The organism is Exiguobacterium sp. s56 (assembly GCF_018618255.1).
Classification (GTDB): domain Bacteria; phylum Bacillota; class Bacilli; order Exiguobacteriales; family Exiguobacteriaceae; genus Exiguobacterium; species Exiguobacterium chiriqhucha.
Genome location: NZ_JACSLR010000001.1, coordinates 486,052 through 509,619, shown reverse-complemented (window position 1 = coordinate 509,619; position 23,568 = coordinate 486,052). Strand labels below are relative to the sequence as shown.

21 protein-coding genes are annotated in these 23,568 nt (G+C 53.9%); 6 read left to right on the top strand and 15 right to left on the bottom strand.

All coding sequences use genetic code 11. From position 1 onward, the window contains the following. The first annotated feature begins 21 nt into the window (after window positions 1–21). From KNP71_RS02635 to KNP71_RS02625, 3 genes are all read left to right on the top strand, one after another. On the top strand, window positions 22–468 hold the full coding sequence (locus KNP71_RS02635; protein WP_021067328.1) for a MarR family winged helix-turn-helix transcriptional regulator: 447 nt from the start codon (window positions 22–24) through the stop codon (window positions 466–468). Window positions 469–547: 79 nt separating this feature from the next. Further along, window positions 548–1,261, top strand: a complete 714-nt coding sequence (locus KNP71_RS02630) for a YebC/PmpR family DNA-binding transcriptional regulator (RefSeq protein ID WP_214755907.1) — start codon at window positions 548–550, stop codon at window positions 1,259–1,261. Window positions 1,262–1,406: 145 nt separating this feature from the next. Continuing rightward, complete coding sequence (locus tag KNP71_RS02625) at window positions 1,407–2,726, top strand: Na+/H+ antiporter family protein (protein ID WP_214828079.1); 1,320 nt, start codon at window positions 1,407–1,409, stop codon at window positions 2,724–2,726. Window positions 2,727–2,875: 149 nt separating this feature from the next. On the opposite strand, the gene KNP71_RS02620 is transcribed toward KNP71_RS02625, so the two are convergent. From KNP71_RS02620 to KNP71_RS02595, 6 genes are all read right to left on the bottom strand, one after another. Next, a complete protein-coding gene (locus tag KNP71_RS02620; protein ID WP_214713682.1) occupies window positions 2,876–4,327 on the bottom strand; it encodes a glutamate synthase subunit beta in 1,452 nt (483 codons plus the stop codon). Then, complete coding sequence (gltB, locus tag KNP71_RS02615) at window positions 4,324–8,763, bottom strand: glutamate synthase large subunit (RefSeq protein ID WP_214828082.1); 4,440 nt, start codon at window positions 8,761–8,763, stop codon at window positions 4,324–4,326. The genes KNP71_RS02620 and gltB overlap by 4 nt, the downstream gene beginning before the upstream one ends. A gap of 279 nt (window positions 8,764–9,042) precedes the next feature. Then, entirely contained in the window at window positions 9,043–9,792 is a 750-nt protein-coding gene (locus KNP71_RS02610) for a TspO/MBR family protein (protein ID WP_058763540.1), read from the bottom strand. Between the two features lie 217 nt (window positions 9,793–10,009). Then, window positions 10,010–10,822, bottom strand: a complete 813-nt coding sequence (locus KNP71_RS02605) for an aldo/keto reductase (protein ID WP_058763538.1) — start codon at window positions 10,820–10,822, stop codon at window positions 10,010–10,012. Between the two features lie 66 nt (window positions 10,823–10,888). After that, entirely contained in the window at window positions 10,889–11,686 is a 798-nt protein-coding gene (locus tag KNP71_RS02600) for an ABC transporter permease subunit (protein WP_214829939.1), read from the bottom strand. Continuing rightward, window positions 11,687–12,559, bottom strand: a complete 873-nt coding sequence (locus KNP71_RS02595; protein WP_214829937.1) for an ABC transporter ATP-binding protein — start codon at window positions 12,557–12,559, stop codon at window positions 11,687–11,689. 122 nt (window positions 12,560–12,681) lie between these two features. On the opposite strand from KNP71_RS02595, the gene KNP71_RS02590 reads away from it, so the two are divergent. Continuing rightward, window positions 12,682–13,251, top strand: coding sequence for a TetR/AcrR family transcriptional regulator (locus KNP71_RS02590; protein WP_214829934.1), 570 nt, complete (start codon window positions 12,682–12,684; stop codon window positions 13,249–13,251). A gap of 62 nt (window positions 13,252–13,313) precedes the next feature. Here KNP71_RS02590 and KNP71_RS02585 read toward each other — a convergent pair whose 3' ends face one another. From KNP71_RS02585 to KNP71_RS02570, 4 genes are all read right to left on the bottom strand, one after another. Continuing rightward, a complete protein-coding gene (locus KNP71_RS02585; protein WP_214755900.1) occupies window positions 13,314–14,432 on the bottom strand; it encodes an NAD(P)/FAD-dependent oxidoreductase in 1,119 nt (372 codons plus the stop codon). Window positions 14,433–14,507: 75 nt separating this feature from the next. Beyond that, window positions 14,508–15,242, bottom strand: coding sequence for a Bax inhibitor-1/YccA family protein (locus KNP71_RS02580; protein WP_031200225.1), 735 nt, complete (start codon window positions 15,240–15,242; stop codon window positions 14,508–14,510). A gap of 26 nt (window positions 15,243–15,268) precedes the next feature. After that, entirely contained in the window at window positions 15,269–15,793 is a 525-nt protein-coding gene (locus tag KNP71_RS02575) for a type 1 glutamine amidotransferase domain-containing protein (protein ID WP_021067315.1), read from the bottom strand. A gap of 99 nt (window positions 15,794–15,892) precedes the next feature. Further along, on the bottom strand, window positions 15,893–16,813 hold the full coding sequence (locus KNP71_RS02570) for an NAD(P)-dependent alcohol dehydrogenase (RefSeq protein WP_214829931.1): 921 nt from the start codon (window positions 16,811–16,813) through the stop codon (window positions 15,893–15,895). Window positions 16,814–17,035: 222 nt separating this feature from the next. On the opposite strand from KNP71_RS02570, the gene KNP71_RS02565 reads away from it, so the two are divergent. Both KNP71_RS02565 and KNP71_RS02560 read left to right on the top strand, forming a co-directional pair. Beyond that, entirely contained in the window at window positions 17,036–17,830 is a 795-nt protein-coding gene (locus KNP71_RS02565; protein ID WP_029595584.1) for a thymidylate synthase, read from the top strand. Then, window positions 17,827–18,306: a dihydrofolate reductase gene (locus KNP71_RS02560; protein ID WP_029595585.1), complete on the top strand. Its 480-nt coding sequence runs from the start codon at window positions 17,827–17,829 to the stop codon at window positions 18,304–18,306. Before KNP71_RS02565 ends, KNP71_RS02560 begins: the two co-directional genes overlap by 4 nt. Before the next feature lie 14 nt (window positions 18,307–18,320). Here KNP71_RS02560 and KNP71_RS02555 read toward each other — a convergent pair whose 3' ends face one another. The 5 genes from KNP71_RS02555 to KNP71_RS02535 form a co-directional block, all read right to left on the bottom strand. Next, window positions 18,321–19,808 carry a GGDEF domain-containing protein gene (locus KNP71_RS02555; RefSeq protein ID WP_214755896.1) on the bottom strand — a complete coding sequence of 496 codons (1,488 nt, stop codon included), beginning with the start codon at window positions 19,806–19,808 and terminating at the stop codon, window positions 18,321–18,323. Window positions 19,809–19,977: 169 nt separating this feature from the next. Continuing rightward, entirely contained in the window at window positions 19,978–21,378 is a 1,401-nt protein-coding gene (gene fumC, locus KNP71_RS02550; protein ID WP_214829929.1) for a class II fumarate hydratase, read from the bottom strand. Window positions 21,379–21,484: 106 nt separating this feature from the next. Continuing rightward, a complete protein-coding gene (locus tag KNP71_RS02545) occupies window positions 21,485–21,874 on the bottom strand; it encodes a reverse transcriptase-like protein (RefSeq protein WP_214829927.1) in 390 nt (129 codons plus the stop codon). Beyond that, window positions 21,855–22,640 carry a 5'-3' exonuclease gene (locus tag KNP71_RS02540; RefSeq protein WP_035385674.1) on the bottom strand — a complete coding sequence of 262 codons (786 nt, stop codon included), beginning with the start codon at window positions 22,638–22,640 and terminating at the stop codon, window positions 21,855–21,857. Before KNP71_RS02540 ends, KNP71_RS02545 begins: the two co-directional genes overlap by 20 nt. Next, window positions 22,637–23,566: a CobW family GTP-binding protein gene (locus tag KNP71_RS02535; protein ID WP_214829925.1), complete on the bottom strand. Its 930-nt coding sequence runs from the start codon at window positions 23,564–23,566 to the stop codon at window positions 22,637–22,639. Before KNP71_RS02535 ends, KNP71_RS02540 begins: the two co-directional genes overlap by 4 nt. Window positions 23,567–23,568 lie beyond the last annotated feature (2 nt).

The window sequence follows — 23,568 nt, the reverse complement described above, 5'->3', positions numbered from 1 at the left end:
TAATTAGGAAGTGACATGATTATGCCGAGACAAGACGCAGCCGATCAGTTCGTAAAACTGATCCCATTAATTCGCCGGAAGTTATTACGTCGTTCCGACCTTCCGCAAATCCCAAACTTAAACTTTTCCCACTTTCATCTCCTCATGTTGATTGAAGATGAAGGCGCGGTCACGAACGGACACATCAGTGAGACGTTATCGATTGCCCCGCCGAACGTGACGCCGCTCATCACGAAGCTCGTCGATGAGGGCTACATCACCCGCGTCCCGGACGAACGCGATCGTCGTGTCATCTGGAATCAACTGACCGAAAAGGGCGAACTCGTCCTCCGCGAGCGTCGCGATTCGTTCCGTCGCCTGTTCGAGGACCGTCTCGCGTTTCTGAACGAGGAAGAGACGGACCGCCTAATCGACAGTTTGAAGACGTTGACGGAGATCGTCGAGAAGATGGATAAAAGCGAGGGATGATTTTTGCTCGTCAACATCCACGTCTTCTTATATAATCGAGGATGAATCAATCGAACAATGGAAAGAGAGATGACATGTAATGGGTCGTAAATGGAACAACATTAAAGAGAAAAAGGCGTCAAAAGACGCCAATACGAGTCGCATCTATGCGAAGTTCGGCCGTGAAATCTACGTAGTCGCCCGTCAAGGGGAACCAGATCCAGAATCAAACCAAGCACTCAAGTTCGTCGTCGAACGAGCGAAGACGTACAACGTCCCGCGCGCAATCATCGACCGCGCCATCGACAAAGCGAAGGGCGGCGACGAAGAGAACTTCGATGAGCTCCGCTATGAAGGATTCGGACCGAACGGCTCGATGCTCATCGTCGACACGCTCACGAACAACGTCAACCGGACGGCGTCTGAAGTCCGCGCCGCTTTCGGTAAAAACGGCGGCAACATGGGTGTCAGCGGGTCAGTCGCTTACATGTTCGACGCGACGGCTGTCATCGGTGTCAACGGCATGTCTGCTGACGACGTACTCGAACTCATGATGGAGCACGACCTCGGCGTCCGTGATGTCATCGAAGAAGATGAGACGGTGATCGTCTATGCGGAACCAGAAGCGTTCCATGCCGTCCAGACTGCCTTCAAAGCAGCAGGCATCGAGACGTTTGAGGTCGCCGAGTTGACGATGCTGCCACAAAACGAGATTGCCCTCGACAACGAGTCGAAAGAACAGTTCGAAAAACTACTCGACGTCCTCGAAGACCTCGAAGACGTGCGCCAGGTATACCATAACGTTGAAGGATGACGAACGAGCGATAACTTTTCGGAGTTATCGCTTTTTTTGAACAATCGATTTGACAACCCGAAACACGTATGTTAAATTTCAAAAGTCTTTATCATATTAAAGTGATAACAAGAGAAAGAGTTTTGAATGAAAGGTGTTGGAAATGATGAATGCTGTCTTATTAGCTGTTATCGTATTATTCGCTCTTGCGATCAGTCGAGTTCACATCGTCTTATCGCTCATCCTTGCCGCGGTCGTCGGTGGTCTGGTCGGAGGTCTCGGGTTTAATGAGACGTTGACCGCCTTCAGTGACGGGCTCGGCGGAGGTGCGACGATCGCCCTCAGTTACGCGTTGCTCGGCGCATTTGCCGTCGGTCTATCAAAAACAGGGCTCCCAGACGTCCTGGCTGAAAAGTTAATCAGCATGTCAGGCCGCGACGTCACAGGCAAAAGTGTGACCCGGGTCAAGGCATTGTTGCTATCGTTCCTCTTATTACTAGCAATCAGTTCGCAGAATGCGCTACCGATTCACATCGCGTTCATCCCGATCGTCATCCCGCCGCTCCTCGTGCTGTTTAACGAGTTGAAGCTCGACCGCCGTCTCGTGGCGACGATTCTCACATTCGGTCTCGTCACCCCGTACATGTTACTCCCGGTCGGATTCGGCGGCATTTACTTGAATGAGATTTTGCTGCCGAACGTGGAAACGAACGGCATGACCGTCGGTGATGTCAACATCGTCAGCATCATGGCCATCCCGGCCCTCGGTATGCTCGTCGGTCTCATCACCGCCTTCTTCCACTATCGGAAGCCGCGTTCGTATGAGACGATTCAACTCGGACCAAGCGACTATGAGGTCCGGACGTTGAGCCCGCTCAAGATTTGGCTCACGGCCGTTGTCATCCTCGTCGTGCTCGTCGTACAGCTTCAAACCGAGTCGATGATCGCCTCGGCCGTCACAGGACTCATCTTGTTGACGTTACTTCGCCTCATCCCTTGGTCAGAGGCCGATGACATTTTCACGAGCGGCATGCGCATGATGGCCTTTATCGGTTTCGTCATGATTGCAGCAAGCGGTTTCGCCGCCGTCATCCGCGCGACCGGTGCCATCGAACCACTCGTCAGTGGTGCGAGCGGCATTATGGGTGACTCACAATTTGTAGCCGCCCTCGTCATGCTCCTCGTCGGACTCGTCATCACGCTCGGCATCGGTTCGAGTTTCTCGACGGTTCCAATCATCGCGGCCATCTTCGTCCCGCTTTGCACCCAGTACGGTTTCTCGGTCGAGGCGACAATCGCCATCATCGGGACGGCCGGTGCGCTCGGTGACGCCGGTAGCCCAGCGAGTGACTCGACACTCGGCCCGACGAGCGGCTTGAACGCCGACGGTCAACACGACCACTTGCGTGAGACCGTGTGGCCGACGTTCCTCCACTACAATATCCCGCTCATCATCTTCGGTTTGATTGCCGCCATGGTATTGTAATCACTTCCGATTTCGCCGCGCGTAAATCGTGCCGAGCAAGACGAGCACGAGTAAAAACCAAATCCCGGTATACATGAGGATTTCGATAATCATTGCTAACTCCTCCTAAATATCCATGTAAAAAAGGAGCGACATCGCGTCGCTCCTTTTTATGATGAAGTTTTTAGCTGTTGTTGACAAGTGTTCAAGTATCCGTCGACGGTATCCGCGACTTCGCGACCTTCCCGGATCGCCCAAACGATCAAACTTTGTCCCCGTCTCGCATCCCCTGCGACAAACACACCCTCGACGTTCGACGTATAGTCATGGTTCGCCTCGATGCCGACCTTCCGGAGTTCACGTTCCGGTCGTTCGAATCCGATGGCGACAAGCACGAGATCGGCTGGATATGTCTCGACCGAACCGTCGACGACGAAGAATGTCGCCTGTCCGTCCGGTTTGACGATTTTCTCCATCCGTTCCGTCTCAATCCCGACGACCTGATCCCCTTGTTTGATGACCCGGTTCGAACGAATCAAATACGTACGCGGGTCACGGTCGAAGTGTTCGATTGCTTCCGCATAGGCATAATCGGTCGACAACGTGTCCGGCTGGAGCGGCCATGGCCGTTCCGGTGCCCGGAACATGCCTTTCTCCGGGTGCTTTCCAAACTGTGTCACCGACTTGGCGCCTTGACGGATCGCCGTCGCCACACAGTCCGCGCCCGTGTCACCGCCACCGATGACGATGACGTCTTTCCCGTTCGCGTCGTATCGGGCGTCGAGCGATTTCCCGCCGAGCGTACGCGTCGACTCGGTCAAATAATCCATCGCCGGCTCAACGCCTGTGGCATCATCCCCATCGATGCCGAGCGTACGTTGCTTTTGAGCCCCCGTCGCGAGAATGACGGCATCGTAAGTGTGACGGAGTGACTCAATCGTCACATCGGTCCCGACGTTGACGCCCGTCTTGAAGCGGATCCCCTCCGCCTCGAGTAAACGTACACGACGCCGGACGACATCTTTCTCGAGCTTCATGTTCGGGATGCCATAGAACAACAGGCCGCCCGCCTCATCCGCTTTCTCATAAATCGTGACCGCATGACCGAGCTGATTCAACTGATCGGCCGCCGCGAGCCCGGCCGGCCCGCTACCGATGATGGCGACACGGCGTCCGGTCCGTTTCTCGACGTGACGAGGTTTGACCCAGCCTTCCTCGAACGCCCGGTCGATAATCGTCCGTTCGATCGATTTGATGGCGACCGGGTCCTCACTGATGCCGAGCGTACACGAGCCTTCACACGGCGCCGGACAGACACGACCCGTGAACTCCGGGAAGTTATTCGTCTCCATCAATCGCTCGTAGGCCCGATACCAATCTTGATCCGAGACAAGCTTGTTCCACTCCGGAATCAAGTTATGGATCGGACAACCGATCGTCTCTTGTCCGATCATGTCCCCGACGTGACAGAACGGGGTGCCGCAATCCATGCAGCGCTCGGCTTGTTTGACGATTGGTCCGTCTTCCATGCGGGAAGCGTATTCTTTATAATCATGAACCCGTTCGACGACAGAACGCTCCGGCAATGTCTGTCGTGGGATATCGATAAATTTATGTCTCATACTCCCCCTCCTTCAGTCACGACACGGAATAGTTCGAGGGCACGGTCGGCGTCACTCAATTCCGGACGCGTCGCCTCGATGTGACGCATGACGTCAAGCACGTTCGCATAGTCACGCGGCACGATTTTGACGAAACGTTTGCGTTCTTGCTCGAACCCCTCGAGCACGGCTCTCGCTTTGACACTGTCCGTATGGAACTGGTGCATCTCGAGCAGTGCGTAAATCTGTTCGGCATCCTCGTCGGTCAATTCACGGTCGACCGAGACGAGCTCTTGGTTGACGAGCTGTTCGTACGCTTGGTCCCCGTACAGATAGGCGACCCCGCCCGACATCCCGGCCCCAAAGTTACGTCCGACATCCCCGAGTACGACGACCGTGCCGCCGGTCATATATTCACAGCCATGGTCGCCTACCCCTTCGGTCACGGCGACGGCACCCGAGTTACGGACGGCAAACCGTTCTCCGACGTGACCGTTGAAGAACGCCATCCCGGACGTCGCCCCGTAGAGACAGACGTTCCCAGCGATGACTTGTTCACTCTCTTCGAACGGGGCATGTTTCTCGGCGATGACGGCGAGCTTTCCGCCGCTCAAGCCTTTCCCGACATAGTCGTTGGCGTCGCCGATAACCGAGATGGTGATCCCGTTCGGCAAGAAGGCACCAAGGCTTTGTCCGGCCGAGCCGCTGAGTCGGAGTGAAATCGTGTCCTCGGCGAGTCCGACGTTGCCATGCACTTTCGTCACTTCATGACCGAGCATCGTTCCGACGGCGCGGTCCGTATTGCGGACACGTCCGACGAAGAACGTCGGTTGGAGCGATTTGATGGAACGCGAGACGGCTGGAATCAATTTGCGGTGATCATACGACTGATAGGCCGGATGGGCCAACTCCTCTTTCTCCGGCAAAGCCGTCGGAATCGACAACATCGGCGTCAAATCGAGCGTTTTCGCTTTCGGATGAGCTTGTTTCCAGGCACTCTCCTCCAATAAATCGGTCCGACCGATGACGTCACGAAGCGAGGTCGCTCCGAGCGAGGCTAAAATCTCCCTTACTTCCTCGGCGAGAAACGTCATCAAGTTGACGACATGTTCGGGTTTCCCCATGAACTTCGCACGCAACGCCGGATCTTGGGTCGCGACACCGACAGGACACGTATCGAGGTGACACGCCCGCATCATGATGCAACCGAGCACGACGAGCGGTGCCGTCGCGAATGCGTATTCCTCGGCACCGAAAATGGCGGCGAGGACTATATCGCGTCCGGTCATGAGTTTGCCGTCAGTCTCGAGCGTGACGCGGCCCCGAAGCCCGTTCAACGCGAGCGTCTGGTGCGTCTCGAGCAGACCGAGCTCCCACGGGAGTCCCGTATGCTTGATTGACGTCCGCGGCGACGCCCCGGTTCCACCGTCATAACCGCTGATGACGATCGTATCGGCGTTTGCCTTGGCGACACCGGCTGCAATTGTCCCGACGCCTGACTTCGAGACGAGTTTGACGCTGATTTTCGCGTTCGGATTGACATGCTTCAAGTCGAAGATGAGTTGCGCTAAATCTTCAATCGAATAGATGTCGTGGTGTGGTGGCGGCGAGATGAGACCGACACCTGGGACGGAGCCGCGCACTTCGGCGACCCATGGATATACTTTGTTCCCGGGCAATTGTCCGCCCTCACCCGGTTTCGCCCCTTGCGCCATCTTGATTTGAATCTCATCGGCGTGATACAAGTATTCGGCCGTCACGCCGAAACGTCCACTCGCGACTTGCTTGATGCGACTGACGCGTTCACTGCCGTCCTCGTCAGGGGTGAACCGCTTCCGGTCTTCCCCGCCTTCCCCTGAGTTACTCTTGCCGCCGATTCGGTTCATGGCGATGGCGAGTGTTTCATGGGCCTCTTTTGACAAAGATCCGAACGACATCGCTCCCGTCTTGAAGCGACTGACGATCGATGCGACCGACTCGACCTCGTCGAGCGGAATTGCATCCTGTTGTTTAAATGCGAACAATTGGCGCAAGAATTGACCTGATGACTCATGGAGCTTGACGTAGGCGTCATAATACCGGCGCTCGTTCTCGCGGCAGGCTCGTTGTAAGAGGTGAATCGTCTTCGGATTGAAGGCGTGCTCTTCCCCATCGGCGCGCCACTGGAAGTCGGTCCCGGCCTCGAGTGGTCTCTCGCGCTTATAGGCGGATTCGTGCTGCCGGCGCGACTCGTCTTCAAGTTCGGTGAAACCGACACCGGACAACTGTGACGTCGTCCCACGGAAATGGCGTTCAATCAAGGCGCGGTCGATGCCGACCGCCTCGAAGATTTGGGCACCGCGGTAACTTTGTACGGTCGAGATGCCCATCTTCGACATGATTTTCACGATGCCGTCGACTGAGGCCGTCTGATAGCGGCGGACCGCCTCATCGAACGAGTACGAAAGTTGACCGGCTTCGACCGCCTCGGCGATTGTCGCATAGGCGAGATACGGATAGACGGCGTCGGCGCCGTAACCGATTAAGGCGGCCGCTTGATGGACCTCGCGAACTTCACCGCTCTCAGAGACGAGACTGCAGGATGCCCGTAGATCGACGCGAATCAAGTGCTGGTGGACGGCGCTCAATACGAGGAGCGCTGGCATCGCGAGCATATCTTCATTCATGTTTCGGTCCGACAAGACGATGACGTCGGCACCGTCGCGGATGAGCGCCTCGACTCGCCCGAACAACGCCTCTAACGAAGCCTCCAAATCGTGTGTATATGACGTATCGACCCGTTCGACGCGCAACGTCTCGTTCACTTTTTCGAGTGCGACCGCATCGAGGAACGGGTGCTTGAGCCAGACGCGACGGGCATGACCACGGCCGGTATGGACCGGGTTCGCTTGTGGCCCGAGCCATGTGAATGTCGCCGTGACGATTTTCTCACGCAATGCATCGATCGGCGGGTTCGTGACTTGGGCGAAGTGCTGTTTGAAGTAATGGAACAAAGAGCGTGGCCGCTCAGACAACACCGCGACCGGTTGGTCATGTCCCATCGACCCGATTGGATCCTTTTTCTCGAGGATGAGCGGGACGAGATATTGTTCAATGTCCTCTTTCGTGTATCCGAACGCACGTTGCTTCCGATGCAGGTCGGCGACGAACGGCTCGTCGACCGGTCCATCGCTGAGCTCGGTCATCTGCTTCAACCATTTACCGTAAGGCTCGGCCCGTGCGATCGTCTGTTTGATTTCCGCGTCCGGGATGAGTCGTTTCGACTCCAAGTCGATTAATAACAGCTGCCCAGGACGGAGTCGTTGCTTCGACTTCACGTTCTCGGCTTGTACCGGGATGACGCCGCTCTCTGACGACAAAATGAGCTCACCATCCAGTGTCTCGATATAGCGCATCGGTCGTAGTCCGTTTCGATCCAAGATGGCCCCGATTTGACGGCCGTCCGTGAAGACGACACCGGTCGGCCCATCCCAAGGCTCCATGATCGACGAATGATATTGATAGAAGTCTTTTTTGAACGGGTCTATTTTTACTTCCGCGAACGGCTCAGGGATGAGCATCATCGCCGTATGGGCGATGGAACGTCCGGTGCGTGTGAAGAACTCGAAGGCGTTGTCGAGCATCGACGAGTCGCTTCCCGTCTCTTGAAGGACCGGGAACAGCTGATTGACATCCTCGAACAAATCGGTCGAGGTCACGCCTTCACGAGCCCGCATCGCATCGATGTTTCCGCGGAGCGTATTGATTTCCCCGTTATGGACGATCATGCGGTTCGGATGAGCCCGCTCCCATGACGGGAACGTGTTCGTCGAGAAGCGGGAATGGACGATGCCGAACGTGCTCTTGAAGGACGGCGCCTGTAAATCGAGATAAAAGCGCTCGATTTGTTCCGGCGTGAGCATCCCTTTGTAGACGATCGTCTTCGTCGACAAGCTCGGCATGTACAGGTTCAACGCTTCGGTCTTTTCAATCGTCCGCCGGAGCTGATAGAGTGTCCGCTCGTTTGAGTCATAGTCCGCGAACGGGCACGAGACGAACCATTGGTAGATGGTCGGCTGTGTCACGCGGGCATGCTCACCGATCGCATTTGGATTGACCGGGACTTCGCGCCAGGCGATGGTCGCGAAATCAAATTCGTCGGCAATCGCTTCCATCTGACGTTGCTTATCCTGCAGTCTCGACTCATCCGGTTGGAAAAAGACCATTCCGACGGCATAGCGACCTGGTGTCGGCAAATTCATCGTCTCAAGGAACAGTTCGTGCGGCAGCTCGGTCATGATTCCCGCGCCGTCACCGGCATCGATGACGCCTTGCCCGCCTCGGTGTTCTAGCTTACAGAGCATCGACAGCGATTTACTGACGATGTCATGTTTTTTCTCTCCATTTAGGTTGACATATAGCCCAATGCCACATGCGTCTTTTTCGAATCGTGAATCGTACAAGCCTGTTCGTTTCATCGAATCAACCCCTCTCTCTCGAACTTGTTTCGTAAATTTTATTTTGTTCTAAATATTCTGATAAATCAAGTGGGTTGTATACTATTCTGCATAACACAGATCGTCTAAGTCATAATTGAAAGCGGATTCATTAGCTTTATCAAGCTATTTATGAAAATCACTTATAATCTATAAAGAATAATTATCCATCAAATATATTAGTATATAGGTTCGAAAGAACTTAAATATTCGCACAAAAAAGCGATAGCCTCATAGACTATCACTTCTCTTTACATTCGCTTATTCGACCGTCTTGCGGGAATGGTGTAAAAATGCCCGGGGCTTCTTCCAAATGATTAAGCCGACATAACCGAGCGTGAGCAAAATCAAGGCACTGACGAGGACGACGTAAAGCGTCGCTTCCTCGATTCGTGCAAAGATGGCGATGTACGCCCAGACGAAGACGAGCGGATAGATGAAGTCACGATGCCACCACATGAAGACGAGCGCCAGGACGACCCCGACCATGAGCATGAGCGATGTCCAAGCAAGTTCGTCGAGCCCGAGCACGGTCGTGACCCGCTCCCGATTCATGACGACGAATACGTTGACGATTGTTGCGACGGAAACCCAACCGATATAAATCGAGAATGGGAACCGATCGAGCCAACTTGTCGACGTCCGGAAGGCGATGTAATAGAGCCAGGCGAGCGTCGCCAAGAAAGCGACCATGACGACGAGCGAGGCGATGAACCACTCGTTCGTGAACGTGAGCAACCAAAGGCCGTTCAAGATGCACGAGACAAGAAAGCCCGCTTTCATCCGATTCGCCTGCCGGTTCGCGACCGACCCTTTCTTCAATTGCAAGACGAGCCAGACGGCGAGCGCGATATAAATCACACCCCAAATTGAGAACGCATAGCCAGCCGGTTTGAAATAAATGTCGATGCGGTCCGACACAGCAGCGTTTTCACCGCTCGCGAAGTAGTTGATGACGACCGTCGCCAAAAATGCCAGCCAGTTGATTAAAGGCCATTTTGATAAGTCCATAAGTACGATCCTCCGAAGAAGACCTGACACCTCCTTTTTTAGCATAGTTTTCTATACCCATGTGCCAACGCTCATACACTTCTCGACTTGTTCCTAAATAAATCGTTAGACACATAACAAAACGACCCCGGCCTTAACCGGAGTCGTTTCGAAGAAGCGGCAGTGTCACCACATTCGAGATTGCCCACCTGAGTTCATGGACAAAAGCATCAATTGTTTAGAAATCAATCTCGTCCGGGTCTGGACCGAGACGGTCATGTGTTGCCACGGCATCGATTTTTGCCAAATCGTCTGCATCGAGCGCGAAGTCGAACACATCGAAGTTCTCTTGAATCCGGTGCGGTGTGACCGATTTCGGAAGCGCGACGTTCCCCGTGTCTAAATGCCAGCGAAGCACGACTTGAGCCGGCGTCTTCCCATGTTTCTCAGCAATCTCGGCAAAGGCCGGGATATCGAGAAACTTCCCTTGCATGAGCGGGCTCCATGCCTCGACTTGGATGCCCTCGTCTTGGCAATATTCGACGAGATCAGGTTGCGGGAGTTGCGGATGGAGCTCGATTTGGTTGATGAGCGGCGTCATGAGACCTTCCTGTTTCAACGTCTCGAGATGATGCTCTTTGAAGTTCGACACGCCGATCGCCTTGATTTTACCGGCCTCATAGAGATCGATCAAATCTTTCCATGCCTCGACGAACCCGTCGACTGGCCAGTGGAGCAGACAAAGATCTAAATAGTCAGTCTCGAGTCGAGCGAGTGATTCGTCAAACGCCTCTTTCGTCCGGCGTTGGCGAATGTCTTCGTTCCAAATCTTCGACGTCAAAAAGATATCTTCACGAGCGACGCCTGATTCTTGAATCCCTTTGGCGACACCCTCTTCATTCTTATAGACGGCTGCCGTATCGATATGGCGATATCCGACTTTGAGTGCCTCGGCGACGGCCTGTGGCGCCTCCGTCTCGTTGTCGACTTGCCATACCCCAAAGCCGATCATTGGAATTTTGACACCGTTGCGTAACGTTGCGAGTTGCATACAATCATTCCCCTTTCCAATCTGTTCGAGCTGATTGTATCATACCCGTCATTCTATTTCGAAAAACTAAATCGTCAAATCTTTTCGCGTGAAGCGTCCATAAGATAGGAGCATTGCGACGACGAGAATCCCCGCCAACAAGAAGAAAGAACGAAGCGTGGAATCCCCTTGGATTTGTGCGTTGGCGTCAAACAACGAGAAAATCGACAGCGCATTCAACCAGTCGAGCTGGTCACTAAATCCTGAGAACACGTTCGCCATTAAGAAGAGGGCGAATATCCCTCCCGTGACCATGTAGGACCGCGAACTGTCGTCGAACAGGCTCGCGAGCACATAAGCGAGCGTTCCGAGCACGAGCAGCATCAGACCCGCGTTCAACTGAAGTGTCCACAATAAGCCGAGGTCAATCTGTAAATCGAACAACACGTTGGAGAGCATCAGACTAAGCCCATTCAGTCCGACGAGCAGGGTTGACGCCAACAAGAGTACGACCAGACTGGCCGTCACATAGCCGGCTCGTGAGATCGGTGCGGCCAAATAGAGCATGACCTCGCCTGAGTCGACTGGTTTGGCCATGAGCCGTGAGGCGAATGTGAGCGCGAACAGGATCGCCAACACGTAAAAGATGAGCCCATAGTAATTGCCGGCCAACAAATTCATGACGTTGTCCATCGCCATATTCGGATCGATTTTGAACACATCGAGCAGCTCAGGTGGCAACGAATCCAATTTGCCTTCAATCAGCCCCGTCTCTTGGATAGACGGGAACACCGCCGCCAAAAAGAAGAGATAGAGGCTGGTCCCGAGCGAGTAGCCAAAAATCCAGCTCCGGTTTTGTTTGAACAGTGCCGAAATGAGAACCATTTAGTTCGCCTCCCCGTAATATTGCATGAATAGATGCTCAAGCTCGTCGGTGCCGCTCGACAACGATTGGACCTCATGACGAGTGAGCCGATGAATCAAGTCGTTCAACTCCTCGACCGTCGACAAGTTGACAGTGACGACCACTCCGTCCCGCACACCAATTTCTTCGCTCAAGCGCTGAGCTGCCACCTCGTCCTTCAATTCGATTCGATACGTCTTCTGACTATGCCGTTTCAACTCTGTCATCTCCGCTTCGATAATCATCCGACCGTCGCGGATGAGCGCGGCCCGGTCGCATGTCTTCTCCATCTCGGGAAAGTGGTGCGAACTCATCAACACTGCCTTGCCCGCCGCCTTCTCCGAGATCACCCAATCGACGAGCCGTTCCTGCATGAGCGGATCGAGTCCGCTCGTCGGTTCATCGAGAATATACACGGGCACATCTTTCATGAAACACGTGACGATGGCGAGCTTTTGTTTCATCCCTTTCGACATCTTACGCACTTTGAGCGATGTGTCAAAAGCGAACACGTCACGCAACGTCCGTTCGCGCTCAGCACTTGTCGCATGAAGCTTTCGGGTAAGACGGATGACGTCCTCACCGGTCATATCCTGAGGGTAATTGATTTCGCCCGGTAAATAACCGACGAGCGCCTTCACCGTCTCGCTCTCGTTCCAACAGTCGTGACCCATAACGGTGGCACTACCGGAATCGGCGTGGAGCAATCCCATCAAGTGACGAATCGTCGTTGATTTCCCTGCCCCGTTCGGCCCGATGAAACCGAAGACGGTACCAGGTTCGACGGTGAACGACACGTCGAAGATGCCGTGGGATGAATCAAATCGTTTCGTCAATCCTTTCAATTGAATCACTGTCCTCACTCCTTAGTTTTGAAATATATAGTTCATATGATTACAAAACTAGTATATCACGTTATTTTTTGAAATGGAAATGGTATATTGGTTACAAAACTACAAAAGAAGCGAGGATGCCCATGGATGGATTCACAAAACGGACCGAGACGAAGCGACGCGCGATTTTAGACGCGGCCATTCGACTGATGGCCGTGAAACAGTCCCGTTTCACGGTGAGCGAGCTTGCCCGCGCCGCCTCGGTCTCACCGGTATCGATTTATAATTATTTCGGATCGAAAGAACAAGTGATCATCGCCGTCTTGACCGAGATGACGGAAGAACAGATGGGATGGATCGAGTCACAAATCGCTGACCATGTCCCGATCGATCAATTGCTGATTGAGATTTTGTCTCGTAAAATCGAGACGGCTGGGCTGTTCGACGAGACGATTACGACGATGATTCAAGCGGACGCATCGTGGCAACAGTTGGCCGGTCGGGGCTACGCCGCATTCCGGCAATTGATTGAATATGGAAAGACGAGCGGGGCCATCGACCCGGAGCTGTCGACCGATTCGTATATACGGTACGTCCAACTCGTGCAGCAGGCGATTTTGTCCGACCCGAGCCTGTCGACGTCACCGATGACCGAATCGATGCAAGATTATTTCCGATTTTTCCTTCACGGCATCATCCGGAAACATAACTAAAAAGTCGCCTTCCCCTTCTTATGTATATAGTAAGGGGGTAGGCGACTTTTTATATTTCATTGTTATTTATCGTTCGTTCGGAACACGGATTCCTCGATTGGATAGAGTGACAGGTCAAGCTCGCAGTCCCCGGTCATAACGAGGTCGGCGAGCACTTTCCCGATGAACGGACCGACCGTCAAACCGGACGAGCCGAGACCGTTCGCGACGAGCAACTGCTCCGCTCCCGGAACGCGTCCGAGAATCGGAATCGAGTTCGGGGTGACCGGGCGAAAGCCGACCCGCGTCTCAATCAGTTCGGCCTCAGCGAGTCCAGGGGCCGATTCCAGCCCTTTCGAGAGCACTTCATGAATTCCGATTGCCGTCGGCCGTGCGTCGAACGCCTTGTCACGCTCATGCGTCGAACCGATGACGATTCGCCCTTCTTCAAACCCGAGCAAATAACGACGCCGTGGTGGCATGACGACCGGCCAATCAGACGCATCCGTGTCCGGCAGCTGCACGTGCACGATTTGCGCTTTCTCCCCGGCGACACGGGCCGTATAGCCGATCGGCTCCATCAAATCGGGCAACCACGCCCCACAGGCGAGCACAATCTCATCCGCCTCAAAGCGGACACCGTCGCACTCGACATGATAGCCGTCCGTTTCGACGAGGACGGCCGAACCGTCGACCAAGGTCACGCCACGCTTCACGGCGACCCGTTCGAGGGCCGCTCGCAATTTCTCTCCATCCACACGAGCCCCGCCTTCGACAAGGAGGGCGTCATATTCGTCCGAGAGCGGTGGAAATAGCGCTCTCGCTTCTTCCGCTGTCATCCGGGTCAACTCCCCGATTTCTGGTGCTTCTTCCCGGCGTAGCGCCGTCCGTTCTTGCATCTCGTTCAATTTCTTGTCTTCATGCAAGGCGAGCGTCCCGACACGTTTGTAGCCGGTCTCCGTCTCGCCTTCTTGTTTCAAGTCCTCGACGACCGTCGCATAGTAGTGAGCGCCGCCTTTGGCGAGCGCGTACCATGCCTTATTGCGACGCTGGGCAATCCATGGGCAGACGATGCCTGCCGCGGCGTCGGTGGCACGGCCTTTCTCTTTCCGGTCGATGACGGTGACGTCGGCTTTCCCGGCTAAATGGTAAGCGGTCGAGATGCCGACGATTCCTGATCCAATTACAATCACTTTTTTCATAACAGCTGCGCCTTCATCGGTTCGATGTCGGCTTCACATCCTTTCATAAAAAATCACCGGCCCGAAGGCCGATGATCAGTCGCGCATGGCGAGGCGATACAGTAAATCAAGAATTTCAATATAGAGCCAGATGAGCGTCACAATCAAACCGAACGCTGCGACCCATTCGAGCTCTTTCGGAGCCCGGCTCTCGACTTGACGAGCAATATAGTCGAAATCGAGGACGAGCGCGAGTGAGGCGATGATGACGATCACAAATTGCACGCCGATGGCGAGCGGTGACGAGCCCGTCATGAACGGGAGTCCTGAACCGAAGAAACTCATCCCGATTTGGACGAGATAGAGCAACATGACCGTAAAGATCGCGGCTGTGACTCCGGCACGGAACTTTTGCGTCACTTTGACGAGACCCGTCGAGTAGACGAACCACATCGCGAACGCGACGATGAACGTCGTCAAGACGGCACGGCCGACGATGCCCGGGAGCATCGCTTCAAAGAAATAGGAAATCAATCCGACGAACACACCTTCAACGATGCCATACAATGGTGCGACAACGGGTGCTGTTCTCGGTTTGAACGTGATGACGAGCGCCAAAATTAAGCCGAGAATGAGCGAACCAATCATGAGCGGGAACAGCAATGCTTCTCCGATTGTCGGTACGAGCATCCACGTCGTCCCGGCGGCTGCCGTGACGAGCAAGAGTAGTGTGAACACTTTCGACCACGTGCCGGCTTTCGTCATCGGCGTGGTGCTATAAGCTGTTGTCTCCATCGATTTACGGAGAACTGGATTCGATTTAAGTCTCAACTGTCGTTAACCCCTTTATTCTATTTTCAGTGTTTGGCCATGACTTTGATGAATTCCCGCATATAGTCAGGCAGGTCAGGTGGACGGCGGCTCGAGACGATATGGCCATCGACGACGACCGGCTCATCATGCCAAATCGCACCGGCGTTTTCCATATCATCTTTAATGCCCGGTGTGCTCGTGACGTTGACACCATCGAGAATTTTGGCTGAAATCAACACCCAGCCCGCGTGACAGATTTGACCGATCGGCCGCTTCTCGTCATGCATATAACGGACGAACCCTTTCACCGAATCAAATCGGCGCAACAAGTCTGGGGACCAGCCACCCGGGACGAGTATGGCGTCGTACGATGAGATGTCGACGTCATCGAACGCGATGTCCGATTTGGCCGGGACGCCGTACTTGCCGATATAGGCGTGATCCGCCTTCTCGCCGGCCAGGATGACGTTTGCGCCTTCCTCGCGCAACCGATGGACCGGATACCATAATTCTAAATCTTCAAAGTCGTCGCTGACGATTTGCAGGACATTCTTACCTTGTAATTGCATCGAATCCCTCCCTTTATTTGTCTTTCACAAGTATACCCCATAAGCCACGTGGCGAAAACAGGGACTGTCCACCAAGTGCGCATCTCGCTCTCGATTGAATCAATTTGTTTGTGTCACGGTCACGATCACATTTCCAGCCTTTCCTCCGGCATCAACGTATCGGTGCGCCGCGACGATGTCCTCGAGCGGATAAACCGAATCGATGACAGCCTTTAACCGGCCGGCTTCAAACAGCTCGTTCAAGAAAGCCAAATCCTCTTTCCGTTCACTGGCAGGTCCTTGCCCAGCGACAGAACTGAATTTCCCGTGTGCGGCGACATGTTTCCGGGCCATCCGCTTATCGATTTTACCAGCCGCATCGAACACAGCGTCGTATGTGGTCAGTTTCTCGTCGTAGCCGTCTATGGTGTAGTCAATCATCACGTCCGTGCCGAGATTTCTGACAAGTTCGAAGTTTCGCTCCCGACAGACTGCCGTTACGTGAGCCCCGTAATATTTCGCGATTTGAACGGCCATCGAACCGACTGCCCCGGACGCCCCGTAAATTAATACGGTCTTCGCTTGTTCGATGTTCGCTTTACGCAAAAAGTGAAGAGTCGTCGTCCCGCCGAACGGCAAGCTGGCTGCTTCGACAAAACTAGCGTTGTTCGGCATGCGTTCGACACATTTACTCGCTTTGACACACGCATATTCAGCATAGCCGCCGAACCGCATCCCGGTCAGTGCATAGACGCGGTCGCCGACCTTGAACTGCTCGACACGGCTGCCCGTCTCGACGACCTCGCCTGCCAAGACGACACCGAGAATCGGTTGGCGCGGTGCCTTGAAACCGACGACGATTCGCATCGGCAGCTTGCCTAGAGCCGGTACATCGAGTGACCGCAACCGCCGGTCACCTGAATGGACGGCTGTCGTATGGACTTGAATCAATAACTCGTCCGATTTTGGTACAGGCTTGTCGACTTCTTGAAGCTGTAACACGTCCGGTGGTCCATATGCGGTACAAATCACTGCTTTCATCATGTTCCTCCTCACAAGACTGAACAAAACAATGAGCTGTCACGACAAAGGATTTTTGCACGTTTTATTCTACTATTGTCACATCTTCAAATTGTGAAACATCAGTGTTCTCAAATCGATATTTAGAAGAAAACTCTGCTGAACGACCATCATTTTATCAATATATTGTGTTATAATGAATGCGACTTTTTGTAAATTTGAACGAGAAAGGGGACTTCCCACATGAAGCAATATCATGATTTATGCACCCATATTCTTGAGCACGGTGTCGTCAAAGAGGACCGGACCGGGACCGGGACGACGAGCGTGTTCGGTTACCAGATGCGGTTCAATCTTCAGGACGGATTCCCCCTGGTCACGACGAAAAAACTACATACCCGCTCAATCATCCATGAACTCCTCTGGTTCATCACCGGCGATACGAACGTCAAGTATCTTCAAGATAACGGTGTCCGCATTTGGAACGAGTGGGCAGACGAGGACGGCAATCTCGGCCCTGTCTACGGGGCGCAGTGGCGCTCGTTCCCGAAACCAGACGGCACGAGTGTCGACCAACTCGCGCAAGTGATCGAGCAGATTAAGACGAACCCTGATTCGCGTCGCCTCATCGTTTCGGCATGGAATCCAGGGCAACTCGAGGACATGGCGCTCCCGCCGTGCCACCTGTTGTTCCAATTTTACGTCGCGGACGGCAAACTATCATGCCAGCTCTATCAACGTAGCGCTGACACGTTCCTCGGCGTACCATTCAACATCGCGTCATACGCCTTGCTCACGCACATGGTCGCCCATGTGACCGGCCTTGAGGTTGGCGACTTTGTCCATACGCTCGGCGACGCCCACATTTACCATAACCACCTCGAACAAGTGAACCTTCAATTGACACGTGAGCCACGCCCGCTCCCGACATTGAATATCTTGCGAGATGTGACGTCGATCGAGGACTTCCGTTTCGAGGACTTCGAAATCGTCGGCTATGACCCGCATCCTCATATCAAAGGAGCGGTCAGCGTATGATCGTCCACGTCGTCGCCATCGGAAGCAATCGAGAAATCGGGAAAGATAACGCCTTGTTGTGGCGCCTGCCCGATGACTTGAAGCAGTTCAAAGCTATCACGACGGGCCAAACGGTCGTCATGGGTCGTAAAACGTTCGAATCGATCGGTCGTCCGTTACCGAACCGCCGCAATATCGTCGTCACGTCAGACCGATCGTTTTCAGCTGAAGGTGTCGATGTCTGGCACGACCTCGAGTCGCTCAACACCGAGACGACAGACCTTTACATCATCGGCGGCGCGACGCTTTATGAGCAAACACTCTCGATGACGGACCGGTTCTATGTTACTGAGGTCGACGGCACGTTCGAGGCGGACACGTATTATCCACCGCTGCCGGACGGGCTCACCGTGACGGACGAACAGTTCCATCCGGTCGACGAGCGGCATGCCTATAGCTTCACTTTCCGTCAATATGACAAAAGGGACATCGACTGAGTCGACGTCCCTTTTTAGTCGGGCAATTTTTCGAGCCATTGCTCGATTTTTTCAGTGATGACATCATGATGGTCCTGTTCGGCCAAGTCGTCGTATAGCGTACCGAGCTCGAGTGCCGTCCGTTTCGACAACGCTAACACATGACTGTACTTGCCACGCTGCTCTTTGACGGCCGAGAGCGTCCCTCTCGTCTCCGTCGTACTCGATTCGTCTAAAATGAACATCTCCATATGATCGTTACAGGCGTAACGGTCGTAAGGACGATAGATGACCTCGTATCGTCGATGTTGTTTCGGCAACTGTTCGGCGAGCATGATGTACTTCTCCGGGCTCATCGTCACGTAAGCGAGCCGTTTTTCTTCCCGGACCGCCGTCGAATAACGGATGATTCGATTGCGACCGTCACGCTTCGCCTTGTAGAGCGCCTCGTCGGCGTAAGCGCACCACTCCCCGAGTGTCATCCCGGTCTGACAGACGCGCGTATAGCCGATGGACACCGTCACGTGATGCTCGTATGTAAACGTCATCTCTTCGATTCGGCTGCGGACCCGTTCGAGCACCGCATCGACGACGTGGCGCTCGGACACGTTCAAGATGATGAGGAACTCTTCCCCGCCGTAACGAATCAACTCGTCACTCGAGCGAATCGCCAAACGAACCTCCTCGGCGACGCGATGCAGCACTTCGTCCCCATACGCATGACCAAACGTATCGTTCAACTGCTTGAAATGGTCGATGTCGAGCAGCGCGAGGGTGAAGCTTTCACCGGACCGCTCTAGACGGGACATGAAGCGACTGAACGTCGCTTTCAAATATTTACGGTTGAAGGCGCCTGTCAATTCGTCGACGAGCAGCGCATTCGAGACGAGCCGTGCCTTCTCGATATGATGTCCGAGCCGCACGAGCCGCTCTTCCATCGGGATCCATTCTTCCCAATAGTCATCGAACCCATACGAGTAGGCGGCGAGTCGATAATGTTCATTCGTTCCGATCACAATGAGCGGGACGTACAGCTTCTTCATCTTGCTGACGAACGATTGGATTGCCCGCTCCGGGAAGCGTGCCCACAGTTCGACGTCCATGATGATCGCCTTCGGCACATCTTCATAATCGTATTCGACGGCTTCTTCTAACGTCTGTAAAAAGACAGGACGCGCCCCGAGCTTTTCCACCCGCGGCTTATAGCGGCTGAACGTCGCAAAGTTGTTCGACAAAATCAAGACGAGGTCCTCGTCTTCTTGCTCGATGCCGAGGATCGTATGGATATATCGTTTCACCGGGGCAATCAATGCCATCGCTTCTGCTTGCGTCAGGACGGCCGGCAACTCACGCACGTCAGATTCGACACGACTGAAGATTTCAAGCAAGTGCATGAACCGTCGCTGTTTCACTTCTTGTTTCATCCAATCCAATAAAAACTCGATGTCTGTTGTTTGAATCTGTCTCGCGCTCGTGATTTGCGCCAAAATCTTATGTATACGATCTGTGAGTTGCTGCTTCATTCCCGACCCCCCAGTTTCGTTCTCCCGATATTCGCTTCTGACTATGATTATGCGACTTCATCCACGAAAATACAACTATTTACTTATTTTTTTCCTATTGTTTTACAGAAAGTTAGTGCTTACGACCTAATAGACAATAATTAAAGAGCGGTCATTGACCGCCCTTCCCTTATTTACCAACTTTTAGGTTAGGAGATGTCATCTCTACCGGACGAATCCATTGATCGAACTGCTCTTCCGTCAATAGTCCAGTCTCGAGCGCCGCTTCCTTCAACGACGTCCCATTTTTATGGGCGAGCTTCGCGATTTTGGCTGCGTTCTCGTAACCGATATGCGGGTTGAGTGCCGTCACGAGCATGAGCGACCGTTCCACGTTGTGTGCGATGACGTCCAAATCCGGTTCGATGCCGACGGCGCAATGCACGTCGAACGAATGTAGACTGTCCGTCAACAGACGGCACGTCTGGAGGAAGTTGTACATGATGACAGGCTTGAACACGTTCAACTCGAAGTTTCCTTGGCTCGCCCCGAATCCGATTGTCGCATCATTGCCGAGCACTTGAGCCGCGACCATCGTCAACGCCTCGCTCTGCGTCGGGTTGACTTTTCCTGGCATGATCGAGCTGCCCGGTTCGTTTTCCGGAATCAAAATCTCGCCGATACCGGCACGCGGACCAGAAGCGAGCCAACGGACGTCGTTGGCGATCTTCATCGCGTCCATGGCGAGTGCTTTCAAGGCACCATGTGTGAATACGAGCTGATCGTGGCTCGTGAGCGCATGGAACTTGTTGACGGCCGTGATGAACTGTTTGCCGGTCTCTTGCGAGATTTTCTCGGCCACAACTTCGCCGAACTGCGGATGGGCGTTGATGCCCGTCCCGACTGCCGTTCCGCCGAGAGCGAGCTCTGTCAACGGTTCGAGCGTACGCTCAATCATCTGTTTCGACAGCTCGAGCATACGGACCCAACCGCTAATCTCTTGACCGAGCGTAACCGGCGTCGCGTCTTGCAAGTGCGTCCGACCGATCTTGACGATGTCCATGAATGACTCGGCTTTCTTCGCGAGCGTCGCGTGGAGCGCCTCGATTGACGGCAACACATGGTCCTCGACTGCTAAGATGGCCGCAATGTGCATCGCCGTCGGATACGTGTCGTTCGAGCTTTGCGACTTGTTGACGTCGTCATTCGGATGGATCGTAAGCGTCTGACCACGCTCCTTCAACTTATCGTTCGCCAAGTGGGCGATGACTTCGTTGACGTTCATGTTCGACTGTGTCCCTGAACCCGTCTGCCAGACGACGAGTGGAAACTCGGCGTCATGTTGCCCAGCGACGATCTCATCGGCTACTTCGGCGATGACATCGGCTTTCGCTTGCTCCAACACACCGAGCTCAGCGTTGGCAAATGCGGCACCTTTCTTCAAAATCGCGAAGGCATGCACGACCTCAAGCGGCATTTTTTCCGTCCCGATTTTAAAGTTCTCTAGACTGCGCTGTGTTTGGGCTCCCCATTTGGCTGAAGCCGGAACGTTGATTTCCCCCATCGTGTCCCGTTCGATCCGATATTCCATGAAAATTCCCCCTCTTTTTTTGACTACGCTTTCATTTTAGCGAAACTTTTGCAAAAAAGAAATCATTCCCCTGCAATTGACAAAAAGTCGGGCCCACGCCCGACTTTTAGCCTGTCATCAATGCCCGTTTCGCCACGTCGTGAGCCCGGTTCTCTGCTCGCGGAATCCATTTGATGAACTTATTCGGTAATTCGTCATACAGCGTTAGCGCCTTGACGAACAACGGACGCATCGATGGGTCTTTGAAGAAGCGCTGTTCAAGCGCCCGTACGACCGTCTCGGCGTCTGAATAGAACATAAATGTCGATTCTCCCGTCAGTTCGTGTGCTTGTTCGAGGGCGAACGCGAGCGCGGCGAGCTCCGCCTGAACGCTGGTCAACCCGACGCGTTTGGCGATGTACGTGGACACCGTGCCGTCGGTCGTCTTGATCCAGACGCCAAGACCGTTCTCACCCGCCTCTTGGTTCGTCGCCGCATCAAAATAAATGTGAACCAAAGCGATACGCCTCCCAATCGGTCTCAATCGGTGCATGAATATCGATGAGCGAGAGACGTTTTGACAAGAGCGCCACTTCTTCTTGCCCGTCGAGCTTCTTCGCAAACTTCTGATGCGCCTCTTGAAGCGCTTCTTGTCTCACGATGTCGTATAGCGTTTCGACCGTGTCATATGACTGGACAAGAATGGTCGCTGTCTTCGGTCCGATGCCGCGGACACCGGGAATATTATCTGAGGCGTCGCCTTGGAGCGCCTTCACATCGACGAACTGCTCTGGTCGGACGCCGTACGTCGCAACGAACACTTCCCGATTCATGATCATCTCTTCCCCTTTTTTCGGAACGATTTGAAACACGTTCGGGGAAAGCAACTGATGCAAATCACGGTCTGACGAATACATATACGATTCGCCCGGGAACGCGGTCGCGACGGCCCCAATCAAGTCATCGGCCTCGTACCCGGCGAGCTCAGACTGAAAAATCCCGCGCTCGGTCAACGCTGCCCGCAACTTGACATAATCGTGGAACAACGGTTCCGGTAAGCCGGTGCGAGTCGCTTTATAGTCCGGAAAGAGGGCGTAACGATGCGTCGTTTCACGTGGTCCGTCCCAAAAGAAGGCGATATGCGTGAAGTCGTTCGTCCACCCGTCAACTTTTCGAAGTAACCCCTTCAACGTCACATCGGGGTCGAGAGCCCGACGACGCTCTGTGGCAAAATAATAACGTGACAGGAGGTTAAACCCGTCGACCAACATCAATTTCATCATGCATTCACCTCACAAGCTTGTAATCCGCGCGTGAGCGCGTCCCGGTCAAGATTCTTTCCAATCCAGACGAAGACGGAACGCGAGTCGTCGCTCGGTTCGTTCGCGAACGTCGCCCCCATCAGTTGATTCGTCGCTTGGACGACGAATTTTGATGTTTCTCCGTCTAAACGGACAATCGCCTTCAAGCGATAGACATCATCTTCATAGTGCATGAGCACTTCTCGGACGTATTGAGTGACGCGTTCCCGTTTGAGCGGCACGTCCGTCGTGAGCGTGATGGCCCGAAGTGATGAGACCGAGGAGTGCCCGGCCGTCAGTTGCCCGAGGAGCTGTTCGTCGACTCGTGAGAGCTGGAACGTATTCTCCGTCAAGTCATAGTCGCCGACCGTCTGAACCGTCTCGATGACTCGAACGGTCGGATTCAGCGCATTAATCCGCTCATGCGCCTGTTCGAGCGCATCCGCATCGACGAGGTCGATTTTATTCAATAAAATCACGTCCGCATAGGCGATTTGATGAATTCCTTCAATAAATAGCTCACGGTCCAATTGACTGGCATCGACGACCGTCAAAATCGCCGTCAACTTGAAACGTGTGCGTAAGTAGTCGTCATAATAAATCGTCTGAATGATCGGTGCCGGGTCGGCCACACCGGTCGTCTCGATGACGATGCGGTCGAACGTATCCTTTGATGCGAGCTGATAGAACGTCTTGCTTAAATCGCTTTGAATCGAACAACAGATGCAACCGTTCGACAACTCGATCTGCTCTTGGTCCATCTTGACGATCAACTGTTCGTCGATATTCACCGACCCGAGCTCGTTGACGATGACGAGCAGCCGCTCGTCCGTCGCTTCTAGCAAGCGATTCATATAGGTCGTTTTTCCGGCGCCTAAAAAACCGGTCACCAATTGCACGGGAATCATGT